The 14,370-nt window shown below is 71.3% G+C and carries 15 protein-coding genes and 3 tRNA genes; 3 read left to right on the top strand and 15 right to left on the bottom strand.

Annotated features, from left to right (window positions below; translation table 11 throughout):
• Window positions 1-88 precede the first annotated feature (88 nt).
• The 9 genes from rplJ to MID12_RS19955 form a co-directional block, all read right to left on the bottom strand.
• Complete coding sequence (rplJ, locus tag MID12_RS19995) at window positions 89-619, bottom strand: 50S ribosomal protein L10 (protein WP_040252641.1); 531 nt, start codon at window positions 617-619, stop codon at window positions 89-91.
• Window positions 620-970: 351 nt separating this feature from the next.
• The gene (locus tag MID12_RS19990) at window positions 971-1,876 is read right to left on the bottom strand and encodes a hypothetical protein (protein WP_263169430.1); all 906 of its coding nucleotides are present in this window, start codon (window positions 1,874-1,876) and stop codon (window positions 971-973) included.
• 125 nt (window positions 1,877-2,001) lie between these two features.
• Window positions 2,002-2,883 carry a DUF1396 domain-containing protein gene (locus MID12_RS19985; RefSeq protein ID WP_411577073.1) on the bottom strand — a complete coding sequence of 294 codons (882 nt, stop codon included), beginning with the start codon at window positions 2,881-2,883 and terminating at the stop codon, window positions 2,002-2,004.
• A 314-nt stretch (window positions 2,884-3,197) separates the two neighbouring features.
• Window positions 3,198-3,920 (bottom strand): 50S ribosomal protein L1, encoded by a 723-nt coding sequence (gene rplA / locus MID12_RS19980; RefSeq protein ID WP_040252633.1) that lies wholly within the window; start codon window positions 3,918-3,920, stop codon window positions 3,198-3,200.
• A 103-nt stretch (window positions 3,921-4,023) separates the two neighbouring features.
• On the bottom strand, window positions 4,024-4,458 hold the full coding sequence (gene rplK, locus MID12_RS19975; RefSeq protein WP_040252631.1) for a 50S ribosomal protein L11: 435 nt from the start codon (window positions 4,456-4,458) through the stop codon (window positions 4,024-4,026).
• A gap of 167 nt (window positions 4,459-4,625) precedes the next feature.
• Entirely contained in the window at window positions 4,626-5,150 is a 525-nt protein-coding gene (locus MID12_RS19970) for a hypothetical protein (RefSeq protein WP_052482479.1), read from the bottom strand.
• A gap of 239 nt (window positions 5,151-5,389) precedes the next feature.
• Window positions 5,390-6,334 (bottom strand): transcription termination/antitermination protein NusG, encoded by a 945-nt coding sequence (nusG, locus tag MID12_RS19965; RefSeq protein WP_040252629.1) that lies wholly within the window; start codon window positions 6,332-6,334, stop codon window positions 5,390-5,392.
• An 86-nt stretch (window positions 6,335-6,420) separates the two neighbouring features.
• Window positions 6,421-6,705: a preprotein translocase subunit SecE gene (gene secE, locus MID12_RS19960; protein WP_040252627.1), complete on the bottom strand. Its 285-nt coding sequence runs from the start codon at window positions 6,703-6,705 to the stop codon at window positions 6,421-6,423.
• Between the two features lie 100 nt (window positions 6,706-6,805).
• Window positions 6,806-6,878, bottom strand: a tRNA-Trp gene (locus tag MID12_RS19955).
• A gap of 212 nt (window positions 6,879-7,090) precedes the next feature.
• Here MID12_RS19955 and MID12_RS19950 point away from each other — a divergent pair.
• Window positions 7,091-8,317 carry a pyridoxal phosphate-dependent aminotransferase gene (locus MID12_RS19950; protein WP_040252625.1) on the top strand — a complete coding sequence of 409 codons (1,227 nt, stop codon included), beginning with the start codon at window positions 7,091-7,093 and terminating at the stop codon, window positions 8,315-8,317.
• A gap of 184 nt (window positions 8,318-8,501) precedes the next feature.
• Window positions 8,502-9,560: an adenosine deaminase gene (locus tag MID12_RS19945; protein ID WP_052482478.1), complete on the top strand. Its 1,059-nt coding sequence runs from the start codon at window positions 8,502-8,504 to the stop codon at window positions 9,558-9,560.
• A gap of 194 nt (window positions 9,561-9,754) precedes the next feature.
• On the opposite strand, the gene MID12_RS19940 is transcribed toward MID12_RS19945, so the two are convergent.
• The 6 genes from MID12_RS19940 to MID12_RS19915 form a co-directional block, all read right to left on the bottom strand.
• Window positions 9,755-10,810: a UDP-N-acetylmuramate dehydrogenase gene (locus MID12_RS19940; protein WP_040252623.1), complete on the bottom strand. Its 1,056-nt coding sequence runs from the start codon at window positions 10,808-10,810 to the stop codon at window positions 9,755-9,757.
• A 96-nt stretch (window positions 10,811-10,906) separates the two neighbouring features.
• On the bottom strand, window positions 10,907-11,341 hold the full coding sequence (locus tag MID12_RS19935) for a MaoC family dehydratase (protein WP_040252622.1): 435 nt from the start codon (window positions 11,339-11,341) through the stop codon (window positions 10,907-10,909).
• A gap of 4 nt (window positions 11,342-11,345) precedes the next feature.
• Window positions 11,346-11,798: a MaoC family dehydratase N-terminal domain-containing protein gene (locus tag MID12_RS19930; RefSeq protein WP_040252621.1), complete on the bottom strand. Its 453-nt coding sequence runs from the start codon at window positions 11,796-11,798 to the stop codon at window positions 11,346-11,348.
• A gap of 134 nt (window positions 11,799-11,932) precedes the next feature.
• Window positions 11,933-12,097 carry a 50S ribosomal protein L33 gene (gene rpmG / locus MID12_RS19925; RefSeq protein WP_003948671.1) on the bottom strand — a complete coding sequence of 55 codons (165 nt, stop codon included), beginning with the start codon at window positions 12,095-12,097 and terminating at the stop codon, window positions 11,933-11,935.
• A gap of 90 nt (window positions 12,098-12,187) precedes the next feature.
• A tRNA-Met gene (locus MID12_RS19920) sits at window positions 12,188-12,260 on the bottom strand.
• A 48-nt stretch (window positions 12,261-12,308) separates the two neighbouring features.
• Window positions 12,309-12,381 (bottom strand) — tRNA-Thr (locus tag MID12_RS19915).
• Between the two features lie 396 nt (window positions 12,382-12,777).
• On the opposite strand from MID12_RS19915, the gene MID12_RS19910 reads away from it, so the two are divergent.
• Window positions 12,778-14,130 carry an amidohydrolase family protein gene (locus MID12_RS19910; protein ID WP_263169377.1) on the top strand — a complete coding sequence of 451 codons (1,353 nt, stop codon included), beginning with the start codon at window positions 12,778-12,780 and terminating at the stop codon, window positions 14,128-14,130.
• Window positions 14,131-14,370: the final 240 nt, after the last annotated feature.

Genomic DNA, 14,370 nt, shown 5'->3' with positions numbered 1-14,370 from the left:
ACATGTCAGGCGGGCGTACGTCGGGCCCGCTGTCGGCCTCCCGCGGCCTAGGCGCACCTAGGCAAGGGCTGCCAATGTGCGAGCCGAATTACTCGGCACCGCCCTGCTCGGCCTTCTTGGCACGAAGCGCCTCCGCGGTGCGGACGAACTTCGAGGGAAGCGCCTGGAAGAGCGCGGCAGTCTGGGACTGCTTGCCCTTCAGGGCGCCCGCCAGCTTGGCGAGCAGAACCTCGCGGGACTCGAGGTCCGCGAGCCTCTTGATCTCGTCGGCGGACAGCGGCTTGCCGTCCATGACGCCGCCCTTGACGACCAGGGCAGGGTTGTCCTTGGCGAAGTCGCGCAGACTCTTCGCCGACTCCACCGGGTCACCGGTGACGAAGGCGATCGCCGTGGAGCCCTTGAACAGGTCGTCCAGGGTGGAGATCCCGGCCTCGTTGGCCGCGATCTTGGAAAGCGTGTTCTTCGACACGCGGTACGTAGCGTTCTCACCGAGCGAACGGCGCAGCTCCTTGAGCTGCGCCACGGTGAGACCGGTGTACTCGGTCAGCACAGCGGCGTTGGAGCTGCGGAACTTGTCCGCCATCTCGGCAACCGCGGCAGCCTTGTCGGGCCTCGCCATGAGCCTCGGCCTCCTTCCGGGTGAACAGGACCGCGCGGACCCGAAGGAGGAGTGGAGCTAAAACGAAACGCCCCGGCGCAGGCGGCCAGGGCGTGAGCTCGACCGGAACCGGATTCGTGAACCGAATCGCGGCCGGGAGCACTTCCAGGGTCACCTACGCAGGTCGCCGCAATTCAGCGGATCCTTCGGCCACCGCGCCCTCAGTTGAGCGCACGGCAACGACCAGCGGTCTTTGGCTTCCTCGGAAGAGTACGGGACCGGCTCACCGGCAGGCAAATCGCCTCCGGCCCGCCGGTGGGCAGGGGTCCGGCCGCCGCTCCCCCGAGGGGACCCGGCGGCCGGCCACCGCACCTACTGCTGCTGCTTCATCAGCTCCTTGAAGTCCACGGTGTCGTCCGCCGGGGGCGCCTCGGCGGTGACATGGATCCCGTAGTCGCTGTAGAAGGCCGTGGTGGTCAGCCTGCCCTTGGCGGTGTCGCCGGCCTCGGTCTTCTTGACCATCAGGTTCTTGTCGTCGACCCAGATGTCGATGGTCTCGGTGGTGATGCCGGAGGCCTGGAGCTGCTTCTTGAGGTCCGCGAGCTGGTCCTTGTCGAGGTTCGAGCCGCGCTCGGCCAGCTCGGCGACCTCGACCTTGCCGCGGTAGTGCGTGGTGTCCTCGCCGCGCACCTCCTCCTCGCCGACCCGGCGTACGTCACCGGAGGCGAGCAGCAGCTTCACGGACTGGTTGGGCGTGGAGTTCTGCAGCTGGTCCTTCATGTACGCACCGCTGGAGCCCGCCAGCTCCTCCAGGTCCTCGTAGCTGTAGCGGATCCAGTGCTTGCCGCCCGCCTGCCGCGCGAAGGGCTCGCCCATCTTCGCGTAGTACTCGTCGGGCAGATAGCGGGCGTCGATGCTGGAGGAGCCGGCCTGCTCCATCTGCTGGGCCATCTGACCGCCGGTGTACGTGATGTTCATCGCCCCGGTGGTGCCGTCCGCCCAGGACAGCTCGCCCTTGGTCTCCATCGACAGGACCTCGCCCATCGAGAAGGTGGACTCGACCTTGGCGGAGTCGGCGGCCTCGGTGGACTCGTCCACGGTGCGCAGCGCGGTCAGGGCCGAGGCGGAGTTCCCCTCGGAGCCGCTGTCCGCGGGCTTGTCCACCGCCTTGTCGTCCTTCGTGCCGTCCCCGTCGGAGGAGCCGCAGGCGGCCACCGATGTGAGGGCCGCGGCGGCCGCCACGGACAGAGCGAGTCGACGCAGATGTCTGGTCTTCATTTCCCACCCCTGTGAGTCTTCTGTGAACCGCACGCTAGTGCAGGGAGCCGAGACCGGTCCCGAGAACGAGACGACCCCGCAACTCCGGGCGGTTGCGGGGTCGTTGGCAGTTCAGCCGATGAGGGTCACTCCTCGGCCAGCGCCGCCATCTCCTTGGCGAAGTCGAAGACCTCGGCGGCGGGCGGCGCCTTCACCTCGACGGGCTTGTTGAAATCGAGGAAGGTCAGCGTCATGTCCATCGGACCCTCCTCGGCCTTGCCGCGCATCCGGAACTGCTTGGTGCGGTCGTCGCCGTCGATCCACAGGTCCATGTCGAGCGTGCCGATGCCGAGCTCCTCGTACTGCTCAAGGCTCTTCTCGCGCTGCTCGCGCTGCTCGCGCCGCTTGCCGTCCGCGCCGGTGAGCGAGGCCCGCAGCTCGTCCAGGGAGACAGTGCCCCGGTAGTGGCGGGTGCGCACGCCCTCGACGGTCTCGGTGCCGACCAGCTTCACGTTCTTCGAGCCGGTGAGGAAGGTCGACTCCGCGGCCGGGTTCTTCTGGGCCTGCGAGCTGAGGCCGCCGCCGCGCGGGCCCTTGGCGCCGCCGAGCCCCTTGCCGCCGAACTTCATCCAGGACTTGCCGTCCATCTCGGGCTGCGGCTTGCCCATGCCGATGTAGAGGACCTCGTCGACCAGGCGGATCTCGGCCTCCCCCGCGTCCGCGCCGCCCGTGACGGTGGACTTGAGGCTCATCGCGAGCGGTTCGATGCTCATCCCGGCCTCGGCCTCGACCTTGCCCTGGCCGGGGACGGTGCCCTTGGCCCGGTAGTGGAAGGAGGTCAGCCTCTCGCTGCGCTCGGCGGCCTTGCGCACCGCCGCCGCGGGCCGCATCGCGGGCGTCTGCTCGGCCCGCTGCTCGCCGCCCCCGGCCTTGTCCCCGCCCTCCGAGGACGACGAACACGCCGCCGCCCCGCACACCAGCGCGGCCGCCACCAGAGCGACCCCCGCCTTCTTCCGTACCGCTCGCATGGCTGAAGCCACGTCCCCACCCCTGACACACATGACCGGAAACAGACGGCCCGCACGGTGCGGCGGCCCGTCTGCCTCAGGTGAACGAAGGATTCGAAGAGACCGCAAAGAAACGTCAAAGCAGCACTTCAGAGCGGGACATTACCCGAACTGAACTCCTTCGTGCGCACATGTTTCTCACAACTCGGTTGCACAAGGGTCATATCCGCGGACGCCCCACCCCGCCCCGAACACGCCAACGGGCCCCGCACCTGAAGCAGGTACGGGGCCCGTGGTCAGGGCGCGCGCGAGGCGGCTGCCGGTGAGCGGAGGGCTCAGACGGCGGCCGGGTCCTCCTCGGTGAGGAGGTTGCGGGTGCGGTTCGGGTCGAGCGGGATGCCCGGGCCCATGGTGGTGGTGACGGCGGCCTTCTTGATGTACCGGCCCTTGGCGGCGGACGGCTTCAGACGGAGGACTTCCTCCAGGGCCGCGCCGTAGTTCTCCACCAGCTTGTCGTCGTCGAAGGACGCCTTGCCGATGATGAAGTGCAGGTTCGCGTGCTTGTCGACACGGAACTCGATCTTGCCGCCCTTGATGTCGTTCACGGCCTTGGTGACGTCGGGCGTCACGGTGCCGGTCTTCGGGTTCGGCATCAGACCACGCGGACCGAGCACGCGGCCGAGGCGGCCGACCTTGCCCATGAGGTCCGGGGTGGCGACGACGGCGTCGAAGTCCAGGCGGCCCTTGGAGACCTCGTCGATCAGCTCGTCGGCGCCGACGATGTCGGCGCCCGCGGCACGCGCGGCCTCGGCACGGTCGCCGGTCGCGAAGACCAGGACCCGGGCGGTCTTACCGGTGCCGTGCGGGAGGTTCACGGTGCCGCGGACCATCTGGTCGGCCTTGCGCGGGTCGACACCCAGACGGAAGGCCACCTCGACGGTGGCGTCGAACTTGGTCGCGGAGGTCTCCTTGGCGAGACGGACGGCCTCGAGCGGGGCGTAGAGCTTGTCCCGGTCGATCTTCGCGTCCGCAGCGCGGAGAGTCTTGCTGCGCTTCACTTCTGCTCCTGAGGTTGTGCACCGGACCGAGTGCCCGATCCGGCGGGAGATGGAGTTGTGGTGCGGGCCGCGCCCGGCCCTGCCACAGGTGCTACGGGGTGGATCAGCCCTCGACGGTGACGCCCATGGAACGGGCCGTACCGGCGATGATCTTCGACGCGGCGTCGAGGTCGTTGGCGTTGAGGTCGGGCATCTTGGTGGTGGCGATCTCGCGGACCTGCGCCTCGGTGATCTTGGCGACCTTGGTCTTGTGCGGCTCGCCGGAGCCCTTCTCCACGCCCGCGGCCTTGAGGATCATCTTCGCGGCCGGCGGGGTCTTGGTGATGAAGGTGAAGGAGCGGTCCTCGTAGACCGTGATCTCCACCGGGATGACCCAGCCGCGCTGCGACTCGGTCGCGGCGTTGTAGGCCTTGCAGAACTCCATGATGTTGACGCCGTGCTGACCCAGCGCGGGGCCGACCGGCGGGGCCGGGTTCGCGGCGCCGGCCTGGATCTGGAGCTTGATCAGCCCCGTGACCTTCTTCTTCTTGGGAGGCATTGCTCTCTCCGGGTCCTTAGTGAGAGTGAGACTGCCTTCAGCCGATCATACGGATGGAGGCATACCGCCCCACGATAGCGGGTACCGCCTCAGGTCCCCAAAACGAGCAGGCCGGACCGCCCCGAAGGACCGTCCGGCCTGCTCCGTCACCGCTGGTGAGCGCCCTCTCAGCAGCGCTTGGAGGTGGCCGCCTGCCCGGCCAGCGGCTCACCCGGGGCCCGCAGGCTCGCCACCGCGGCCGTGCAGTGGCCCGCGGTCTCGGCCGGGTTGGACCAGAACTCCTGGAGGTTGGTGTCGGCCCAGGAGCGCTTGCCGTGGAACTTCTCGTCGCTGTAGCTGTACACCGAGGTGCTCACGTCGTAGTCCTTCACCTTGTCCCGGAAGGACTGCCAGACCCAGACGTAGCTGTAGTTCTGCTTGCAGTCGGGCGAGTAGAACTGCTTGACCGAGGCGGCGTGCTGCCCGCTGCGGTCGATGTACGCGGTGGTGCCGATCTGGTACGCGTCGTCACAGACCCCGGCCGCCTTCGCGCGGGCGCTCAGCGGATTGCCCGCGGCCGAGGGTGCGGTGGACTTCGCGCTGCGCTGCTTGTCGGGCGCGGGCGCCGGGCCGGTGCCCGCGAAGGCGGACGAGGCCGGTACGAGGACGGCGGCGCAGGCGATCGCGGCGAGGACGGTCTTACGAGCACGCATGGGATTTCCCCCTAGCTCTGCGGGTGTCTGGTCACCGGAACACGGGGACGGCACAGGGGAATCAATCCCCGTAAACCTCTGCATGTCCGAACAAAGGCCACCGTTCACGCGTTTCGGTCACCTGGTTGGACGGCCGTCGCCCGCGGATGGTTGTGCCCCACCTCACAGCTCACCCGAAAGAGCCCCCGACCGAACGGAAATCCGCTGGTCGAGGGCTCTTGAGGAAGAAAGAAAGACGGTCAGTTCTTCTGGATCTGGTCGAAGCTCAGCTCGACCGGGGTCTCGCGGCCGAAGATCTCCACGAGGCCCTTGACCTTCTTCGAGTCCGGGTTGATCTCGTTGATCGTGGCCTGGAGGGTGGCGAAGGGGCCGTCGGTGACGGTGACCGAGTCGCCGACCTCGAAGTCCAGGACCTGGACCTCGACCTTGCGCTGCGGCGCCGGCTTGCCCTCGGCCTCGGCCGCCTCGCGGGCCGCCTTCTCCTCGGCCTCGGGGGCGAGCATCTTGACGATCTCGTCCAGGGTCAGCGGGTACGGGTCGTAGGCGTTGCCCACGAAGCCGGTGACGCCGGGGGTGTTGCGGACGACGCCCCAGGACTCGTTGGTCAGGTCCATGCGGACGAGCACATAGCCGGGGAGCTTGTTCTGGCGGATCGTCTTGCGCTCGCCGTTCTTGATCTGGGCGACCTCTTCCTGCGGCACCTCGGCCTGGAAGATGAAGTCCTCGACGTTGAGCGAGACGGCGCGCTGCTCCAGGTTGGTCTTCACGCGGTTCTCGTAACCGGCGTAGGTGTGGATGACGTACCACTCGCCGGGCAGCAGGCGCAGCTCGTCGCGCAGGGCGGCGACCGGGTCGACCGGCTCGGCCTCCTCGGCGGCGGCCTCGGCCAGCTCCTCCTCGGCGGCCCCGTCCTCGACCTCGGCGGCGTCCGCGGCGGCGGCCTCCTCGGCGGCCTCGTCCTCCACGGCCTCTTCGGCGGCGGGCTCGTCCTCGGGGCTCTCGGCGACCGCTTCGGCCTCGTCCTCGACGTGCAGGGCAGCCTTTTCGGCGGCCTCACCGGCAGCGGCGTCGGCAGCCTCGGCCTGGTCCTGGTCCGCGGCCTCGACGATGGCTCGCTCGTCCTCAGCGGACTCGAAGCTCTCGCCCGGGGACTCAGCGGCGTCGTTCAGGTTCGGGTCAGACACTGTGGCTGCTTCTTCCTGGATACAGAGGGGTGGAACGCGCGAAAGGGACGCCGGGCACGGCGTCCTTCGCTCTCGCCTCGGCTGACTCAGCCGAAGACGTACTTCGCGACCTTGTCAAGGCCATAGTCAATCACGGTCACCAGACCGATCATGATGACGACGAAGATGATCACCACAGTGGTGTACGTCGTCAGCTGGTTCCGAGACGGCCAGACGACCTTGCGGAGCTCCGCGACGATCTGGCGGTAGAACAAGGCGAGGCGCTTCAGCGGGCCCTTCTTGCCACGCTTGCCGCCCTTGCGCGACTTCTTCGAGTCGTCCGCCTCATCCGGGGTGTCAGGCTTGTCGATGGAGCCCACGGCGTCCGTCACTCGTCCTCACCTGATTCCCGGGTCGTGGCCGTGCCGCGCCCGGTGGAGCCGCACGGCTGTGCTGTACGTACCTGCGCACACATCCTGGCGGAGTGTGTAGCAGGGCCGGAGGGACTTGAACCCCCAACCGCTGGTTTTGGAGACCAGTGCTCTACCAATTGAGCTACGACCCTTTGATTTCCCCCAACCTACCGCATCGATCCCCCCGTACAGACTCTGCTGAGACTGCGGTGGATCATCGGCGGCTGAAGGCCAACGAGGAGTGAGTGTACGTGTTCCGCGGGCGGACGTCGAACAGAAAGGGGCCGTCCAAGCGGCGACCGCGGATGTTCGGTGGGTGAAACGAGCGTGCCGGGGAGGTTTCGCGTCTGGAAGCATGTGCGCCATGAGTGCTGCAACCTCACCCACCGAGCGCAGGGTCTCCGCCCGCGTCGGTGCGATCTCCGAGTCCGCCACCCTTGCCGTCGACGCGAAGGCCAAGGCCCTGAAGGCCGCCGGCCGCCCGGTCATCGGCTTCGGCGCGGGGGAGCCCGACTTCTCCACGCCGGACTACGTCGTCGAAGCCGCCGTCGAAGCCTGCAAGAACCCGAAGTACCACCGCTACACACCGGCCGGGGGGCTGCCGGAGCTGAAGGCAGCCATCGCCGCGAAGACGCTCCGCGACTCCGGCTACGAGGTCGACGCCTCCCAGGTGCTGGTCACCAACGGCGGCAAGCAGGCGATCTACGAGGCCTTCGCCGCGATCCTCGACCCGGGCGACGAGGTCATCGTCCCCGCTCCGTACTGGACCACCTACCCCGAGTCGATCCGCCTCGCGGGCGGCGTCCCGGTCGAGGTGGTCGCGGACGAGACCACCGGCTACCGCGTCTCCGTGGAGCAGCTGGAGGCCGCGCGCACCGAGCGCACCAAGGTCGTGCTCTTCGTCTCCCCCTCGAACCCGACGGGCGCCGTCTACCCGGAGGCCGAGGTCGAGGCCGTCGGCCGCTGGGCCGTCGAGCACGGACTGTGGGTGCTGACCGACGAGATCTACGAGCACCTCGTCTACGGCGAGGCGAAGTTCACCTCGCTGCCGGCGATCCTGCCGGAGCTGCGCGACAAGTGCATCGTCGTCAACGGCGTCGCCAAGACCTATGCGATGACCGGCTGGCGGGTGGGCTGGATCATCGGCCCGAAGGACGTGGTCAAGGCCGCGACCAACCTCCAGTCGCACGCCACCTCCAATGTCTCCAACGTCGCCCAGGCCGCCGCCCTCGCCGCGGTCTCCGGCGACCTGGACGCGGTCGCGAAGATGCGCGAGGCCTTCGACCGGCGCCGCCGCAAGATCGTGGCGATGCTCGGCGAGATCGACGGCGTGATCTGCCCGGAGCCCGAGGGCGCCTTCTACGCGTACCCCTCGGTCAAGGGCCTGCTCGGCAAGGAGATCCGCGGCAAGCGCCCGCAGTCCTCGGTGGAGCTGGCCGCGCTGATCCTGGACGAGGTCGAGGTCGCCGTGGTGCCGGGCGAGGCCTTCGGCACCCCCGGGTACCTGCGGCTCTCGTACGCGCTCGGTGACGAGGACCTGGTCGAGGGCGTCTCCCGGATCCAGAAGCTGCTCGGCGAGGCCAAGGACTGACCTCCGCCCCGTGCGCGCTCGGGCCGTCTCCCGCCGGGGAGGCGGCCCGCGGTCGTATACGGACGAAAGAACGGACAAGGAACGGACGTGGAGGGGGGACCCGCGCCGGGGACGTCCGTGCGGTCGGTCACCCGAAAGAGGATGCGGCTACCGGCGCGGCGGCGGTGTACGGCAAGATCTCCGGATGGAGCGTGCCCGAGACCTCAGCGACCCCTCAGCCCGTACGGCGGCCGGCCGTGACCTCAGCGAGCTGCCCAAGGCCCATCTGCATCTGCACTTCACCGGGTCGATGCGCCACACCACGCTGCTGGAACTGGCCGACAAGTACGGCGTCCACCTGCCCGACGCGCTGCGCTCCGGGGAGCCGCCGAAGCTGCGGGCGACCGACGAGCGCGGCTGGTTCCGCTTCCAGCGGCTGTACGACGCGGCCCGCTCCTGCCTGCGCGAGCCCGAGGACATCCGGCGCCTGGTGCGCGAGGCGGCCGAGGAGGATCTCAAGGACGGCTCCGGCTGGCTGGAGATCCAGGTGGACCCGACCTCGTACGCGCCCCGGCTCGGCGGGCTCATCCCGGCCCTGGAGATCATCCTCGACGCGGTGGACTCGGCGTCCGAGGAGACCGGCCTCGGCATCCGCGTCCTGGTGGCCGCGAACCGGATGAAGCACCCGCTGGACGCCCGCACCCTGGCCCGGCTCGCGGTCCGCTACGCCGATCGCGGGGTGATCGGCTTCGGCCTCTCCAACGACGAACGCCGCGGATTCGCCCGGGACTTCGACCGCGCCTTCGCCATCGCCCGGGAGGGCGGGCTGCTCTCGGCCCCGCACGGCGGCGAGCTGACCGGGCCCGCCTCGGTGCGGGACTGCCTGGACGACCTGCACGCGGGCCGCATCGGCCACGGGGTGCGCGCGGCGGAGGACCCCCGGCTGCTGAAGCGGCTCGCCGACCGGCAGATCACCTGCGAGGTCTGCCCCGCCTCCAATGTCGCGCTCGGCGTCTACGAGAAGCCCGAGGACGTCCCGCTGCGCACCCTCTTCGAGGCCGGGGTCCCGCTCGCGCTCGGCGCCGACGACCCGCTGCTCTTCGGCTCCCGCCTCGCCGCCCAGTACGAGATCGCCCGGCGCCACCACGGCTTCGACGACGCCGAACTCGCCGAGCTGGCACGGCAGTCGATCCGCGGTTCACTGGCACCCGAGGAGCGGCAGCGCTCGATGCTCGCCGGGGTGGACGCCTGGCTCACGGGCTGAGCGGGGGCGGGGCGCCGGTCGGTCCGTCCGCCGGTCCGGTCGGCCGGTCGGGCCATCCGCCGGTCCGGTCGGCCGGTCGGGCCATCCGCCGGTCGGTCGGGCGCGGCCTCGGGCCGGTCGGTCGGGCGCCGCCTCGGGCCGGTCCCGCCACGGCCCCGGCCGGTCCCGCCGCGCCCTCGGGCCGGGCCCCGCCCTCAGAGCTCGACGCCCACCGTCACCGGCTCGTTGACCAGGGTGATGCCGAAGGCCTCGCGTACGCCCGCGACCACCTCGCGGGCGAGTGCGAGCAGGTCCTCGGTGGTGGCCGCGCCCCGGTTGGTGAGGGCGAGGGTGTGCTTGCCGGAGATCCGGGCGGGCCCGCTGCCGTAGCCCTTGGTGAAGCCCGCCTTGTCGATCAGCCAGGCGGCCGAGGTCTTGGTGCGGCCCTCGCCCGCCGGGTAGGCGGGCGGCTCGGTGTCCGCGCCGAGGCGGTCGGCGACCCGGCGGCGGAAGGCGGCGAAGCCCGCCTCGTCCAGGATCGGGTTGGTGAAGAAGGAGCCCGCGGACCAGGTGTCGTGGTCGTCCGGGTCGAGCACCATGCCCTTGCCCGCGCGCAGCCGCAGCACCGTCTCACGCACCTGCTCCAGCGGCGCCCGCTCCCCCGCCGCGACCCCGAGGGCGCGCGCCGTCTCCGCGTACCGGATCGGCGCGGAGAGCCCGCCCTCGTCGGCGAGCGCGAAGCGGACCCGGAGCACCACATGCCGGTCGGGCTCGGCCTTGAAGCGGCTGTGCCGGTACGAGAAGGCGCACTCGGCGCCGGAGAGGGTGACGGTGCGGTGCTCTTGGCGGTCGTAGGCGAGCACCTCGGTGAGGACGGAGGAGACCTCCTGGCCGTAGGCGCCGACGTTCTGGATCGGGGTGGCGCCCGCGGAGCCCGGGATGCCGGCCAGGCACTCGATCCCGGCGAGCCCGGCGGCGGTGCTGCGGGCCACGGCCTCGGTCCACACCTCGCCCGCGGCGAGTTCGAGCCGGGTGCCGTCGAGGGCGAAGCCGGTGGTGGCGATCCGCAGCGCGGTGCCCTCGAAGCCCTTGTCGCCGATGACCAGATTGCTGCCGCCGCCGATGAGGAGCAGCGGGGTGCCCTCGGCGTCGGCGCGCTGGACGGTCTCGATGACCTCGGCGTCGGTGGTGGCGGTGACCAGGCGGGTCGCGGGTCCGCCGAGCCGGAAGGTGGTCAGCGGGGCGAGCGGGGCGTCGTGGAGTTCCTGCACGGCACAAGGGTACGGTCCGCGGCCCGGCGTGCGGGCCGCGGACCGTACGGCCGCGAGAGGTGCGGGCCGCCCGGGACGGAGCGGCGCCACATGTGCTCAGGCCAGCCGGACCACCGCGCGGGCCATGCCGAGGACCTTCTTGCCCGCGGACATCGCGGTCAGGTCGACCCGTACGGTGTTGTCCGCCAGCTTGGCCGCGACCTTGCCGCTGACCTCGATGACGGCGCCCTCGCCGTCGTCGGGGACGATGACCGGCTTGGTGAAGCGGACGCCGTACTCCAGGACCGCGCCCGGGTCGCCGACCCAGTCGGTGACCACGCGGATCGCCTCGGCCATGGTGAACATGCCGTGCGCGATGACGTCGGGGAGGCCGACCTCGCGGGCGAAGCGCTCGTTCCAGTGGATCGGGTTGAAGTCGCCGGAGGCGCCCGCGTAGCGCACCAGGGTGGCCCGGGTGACCGGGAAGGTCTGCGCGGGCAGTTCGGTGCCGGTCTCGACGTCCGCGTACGCGATCTTCGTTGCCGTGGTCATGTGCTCAGCCCTCCTCGGCCGCGCGGGAGACGAGCTTGGTCCAGGCGGTGACCACGAGTTCGCCGGAGGCGTCGCGGACCTCGCCGCGGACGTCGACGATGTCGTTGCCCGCCAGGGACTTGACCGCCTCGATGGTGGAGACGACGGAGAGCAGGTCGCCCGCCCGCACCGGGCGCGCGTAGGCGAACTTCTGGTCGCCGTGCACCACCCGGTCGTAGTCGAGGCCGAGCGCCGGGTCGGTGAGGACCCGGTGGGCCGCGTCGTAGGTGATCGCGAAGACGAAGGTGGGCGGGGCGATCACATCGGCGTGCCCGAGCGCCCGCGCCGCCTCCCGGTCGGTGTAGGCCGGGTTGGGGTCGCCCACGGCCACCGCGAACTCGCGGATCTTCTCGCGGCCGACCTCGTAGGGGGCGGTGGGCGGATACGTCCGGCCGACGAAGGACTGGTCGAGCGCCATCGGCTCGGCACCTCCTGGGGTTGCGGGCGGGCCGGGGCGCGGTGGGAGCGCGCTCCGGGAGGGCGTCCGGGGCGTGCCCGAACGACGGGAGGCCGCCCCCCGGTTCGGGGACGGCCTCACGTACGAGCCTGTTCTTATCGCGTTTCGCGGTGCGCGGTGTGCGCGTTGCAACGCGGGCAGTGCTTCTTCATCTCAAGACGGTCCGGGTTGTTACGCCGGTTCTTCTTGGTGATGTAGTTCCGCTCCTTGCACTCCACGCAGGCCAGCGTGATCTTCGGGCGGACGTCGGTGGCAGCCACGTGAGTGCTCCTAGGACGAACGGATTGACTGAATTAACGCAAGTGAGGGTAGCCGATCGAAGGACCGACCCCACAATCGGCTACCGAAAGTAGCGGTGACCGGACTTGAACCGGTGACACAGCGATTATGAGCCGCTTGCTCTACCGACTGAGCTACACCGCTGCGATGCAGTGCGAACCCTCACCGGAGGCGAAGATTCTCGTGCATCAGAGCCCCAAAACGGAATCGAACCGTTGACCTTCTCCTTACCATGGAGACGCTCTGCCGACTGAGCTATTGGGGCGAGCGAGGAAGACATTACACGGTCGCCGCCCGTTCGCCCAAATCCGTTTCGGGGCGGTCGGCCGCGTCCCGGCCCCCTGGTTTCCCGGCCGCCCCGCCGGTCACCGCCGCCCCCGAGCAGCGCGCTCCCGGCGGGCACTCCGCCCCCGCGGCACCCCCCGAAAAGGCCCCCGCGGCGCTCGTGTCGCACGCCCTCCCGGAGCCTCCTGACCGGCACCGGCGAGGGCTCCCCCGGCCCCCGCACCACGCCGGTACGACTATTGCGCTCCTCCCCGGCCCCGGAGAGCCCTCGGCCTAGGCTCGGCTCACGCTGAGTGATCTTGCAGCCGCCGGCGCCCGGCCCCGCCGCGGGCTCCCGCCCCCCTCTGCCCCCCCGCCCCACGAGCCCTGGAGCGCGATGCCCGACAGCCAGCCGCAGCAGCCCCACTCCCCCGGACCGCGCCCCGGCGACGGAACCGGACCGGCCGGGGCCTCCTCGCTCGTGCTGTGCGGCGCCCGGCTGACCGACGGCCGGACCGTGGACGTACGGCTGAGCGGCGGCCGGATCGAGGCCGTCGGCACGGCGGGCAGCCTCGGCGGCCACTCCGCCAAGGTCGACCTCAGCGGCTTCCTGCTGCTCCCGGCCCCCGCGGAACCGCACGCCCACGCCGACACCGCCCTGACCGCCGAGCCCGAGGAACCCCCCTCCTACGCGCGCACCGACATCCAGCGCCGGGCGACCGAGGCGGCCCTGCTCCAGCTCGGCCACGGGGCGACCGGCGTCCGCGCCCATGTCCGGGTCGGCGGCGTACGCGGGCTCGGCGGTCTGGAGGCGGTGCTCCAGGCCCGGCGCTCGCTGCACGGGCTCGCCGAACTGACCACCGTGGCCCTGCCCTCGGTGCTCACCGGGCGCGCGGGCGCGGACGGGCGGGCGATGCTGCGGGACGCCCTGGGCATGGGCGCCTCGGTGGTGGGCGGCTGCCCGGACCTGGACCCGGATCCGGCCGGGCACGCGGAGACCGTCCTCACTCTCGCCGCCGAGCACGGCCGCCCCGCCGACCTGCACACCGACGGCGCGGACCCGGCCCGGCTCGCCCGGCTCGCCGCGATGGCGGGCGGGCTGCGGCCCGCGGTCAGCCTCGGCCCCTGCGGCGGACTCGCCCGCCTGCCCCACGAGGCGGCGGGACGCACCGCGGACCAGCTCGCCGCCGCCGGGGTCGGAGTGGTCTGCCTCCCGCAGGGCGGCTGCGGCACGGCGGCCCTGCGCGAGGTGGCGCCGGTGCGGCTGCTGCGGGCCGCGGGCGTACGTCTCGCCGCGGGCAGCGGGGCACTGCGGGACGCGGCCAACCCGGTGGGCCGCGGCGACCCGCTGGAGGCCGCCTACCTCCTGGCCTCCCGGTACGGGCTGCCGCCGGGGGCCGCCTACGAGAGCGTCTCGGCCACCGCCCGCGAGCTGCTCGGCCTGCCCGAGGTACGCGTCGAGGCGGGCTTCCCCGCCGAACTCCTCGCCGTCCGCGGCAGCCGCCTGGCCGGGGTGCTCTCCCTGGCCTACAGCCGGGTGGTGATCCACCGCGGCCGGATCGTGGCCCGCACCAGCGCCGTACGCGAGTACTGCGACTCCGCGGTGGCGGTGGCCCCGGAACTGCCCCGCCAGTCCTCCCGCGCACAGGGCCCCGGACCGGGCAGGCGCGGGAGCGAGGGACCCGAGCGAGGCGCGGGACCCGAGCGAGGCGCGGGACCCGAGCGAGGCGCGGGGGCGGAGGAGGACTGAGGGGGGCGCCGGGGCGGGGAGGGGCTGAGCAGGACGCCGGGGCGCAGGGAGAGGACAGAGCAGGACGCCGGGGCGCAGGGAGAGGACAGAGCAGGGCGCCAGGGCAGAAGGGGGCCGAGCGGGGCGCCGGAACGGGGAGGGACCGGGCGCGGAGGAGGCCCGGCCGACCGGCGCGGGGAGGCGCGGGCCGCCGACAGGTGTGGAGAGGCGTGACCGACAGGTGCGGGGCCGCGGTCGACC

Origin of the sequence: Streptomyces sp. SCSIO ZS0520 (assembly GCF_025643355.1) — a bacterium.
Lineage (GTDB): Bacteria > Actinomycetota > Actinomycetes > Streptomycetales > Streptomycetaceae > Streptomyces > Streptomyces physcomitrii.
Note: the sequence above shows the minus strand (reverse complement) of the source record. Positions and strands in the feature narration are given on the sequence as shown.

Bases quoted from the DNA above. Each gene is read 5' to 3' on its own strand.
- MID12_RS19970 (WP_052482479.1), bottom strand. From the start codon at position 5,150: ATGCGTGCTCGTAAGACCGTCCTCGCCGCGATCGCCTGCGCCGCCGTC.
- rplK (WP_040252631.1), bottom strand. From the start codon at position 4,458: ATGCCTCCCAAGAAGAAGAAGGTCACGGGGCTGATCAAGCTCCAGATC.
- MID12_RS19930 (WP_040252621.1), bottom strand. From the start codon at position 11,798: ATGGCGCTCGACCAGTCCTTCGTCGGCCGGACGTATCCGCCCACCGCC.
- MID12_RS19910 (WP_263169377.1), top strand. From the start codon at position 12,778: ATGCCCGACAGCCAGCCGCAGCAGCCCCACTCCCCCGGACCGCGCCCC.
- rplJ (WP_040252641.1), bottom strand. From the start codon at position 619: ATGGCGAGGCCCGACAAGGCTGCCGCGGTTGCCGAGATGGCGGACAAG.
- MID12_RS19945 (WP_052482478.1), top strand. From the start codon at position 8,502: ATGGAGCGTGCCCGAGACCTCAGCGACCCCTCAGCCCGTACGGCGGCC.
- MID12_RS19950 (WP_040252625.1), top strand. From the start codon at position 7,091: ATGAGTGCTGCAACCTCACCCACCGAGCGCAGGGTCTCCGCCCGCGTC.
- MID12_RS19990 (WP_263169430.1), bottom strand. From the start codon at position 1,876: ATGAAGACCAGACATCTGCGTCGACTCGCTCTGTCCGTGGCGGCCGCC.
- MID12_RS19985 (WP_411577073.1), bottom strand. From the start codon at position 2,883: ATGCGAGCGGTACGGAAGAAGGCGGGGGTCGCTCTGGTGGCGGCCGCG.
- MID12_RS19935 (WP_040252622.1), bottom strand. From the start codon at position 11,341: ATGACCACGGCAACGAAGATCGCGTACGCGGACGTCGAGACCGGCACC.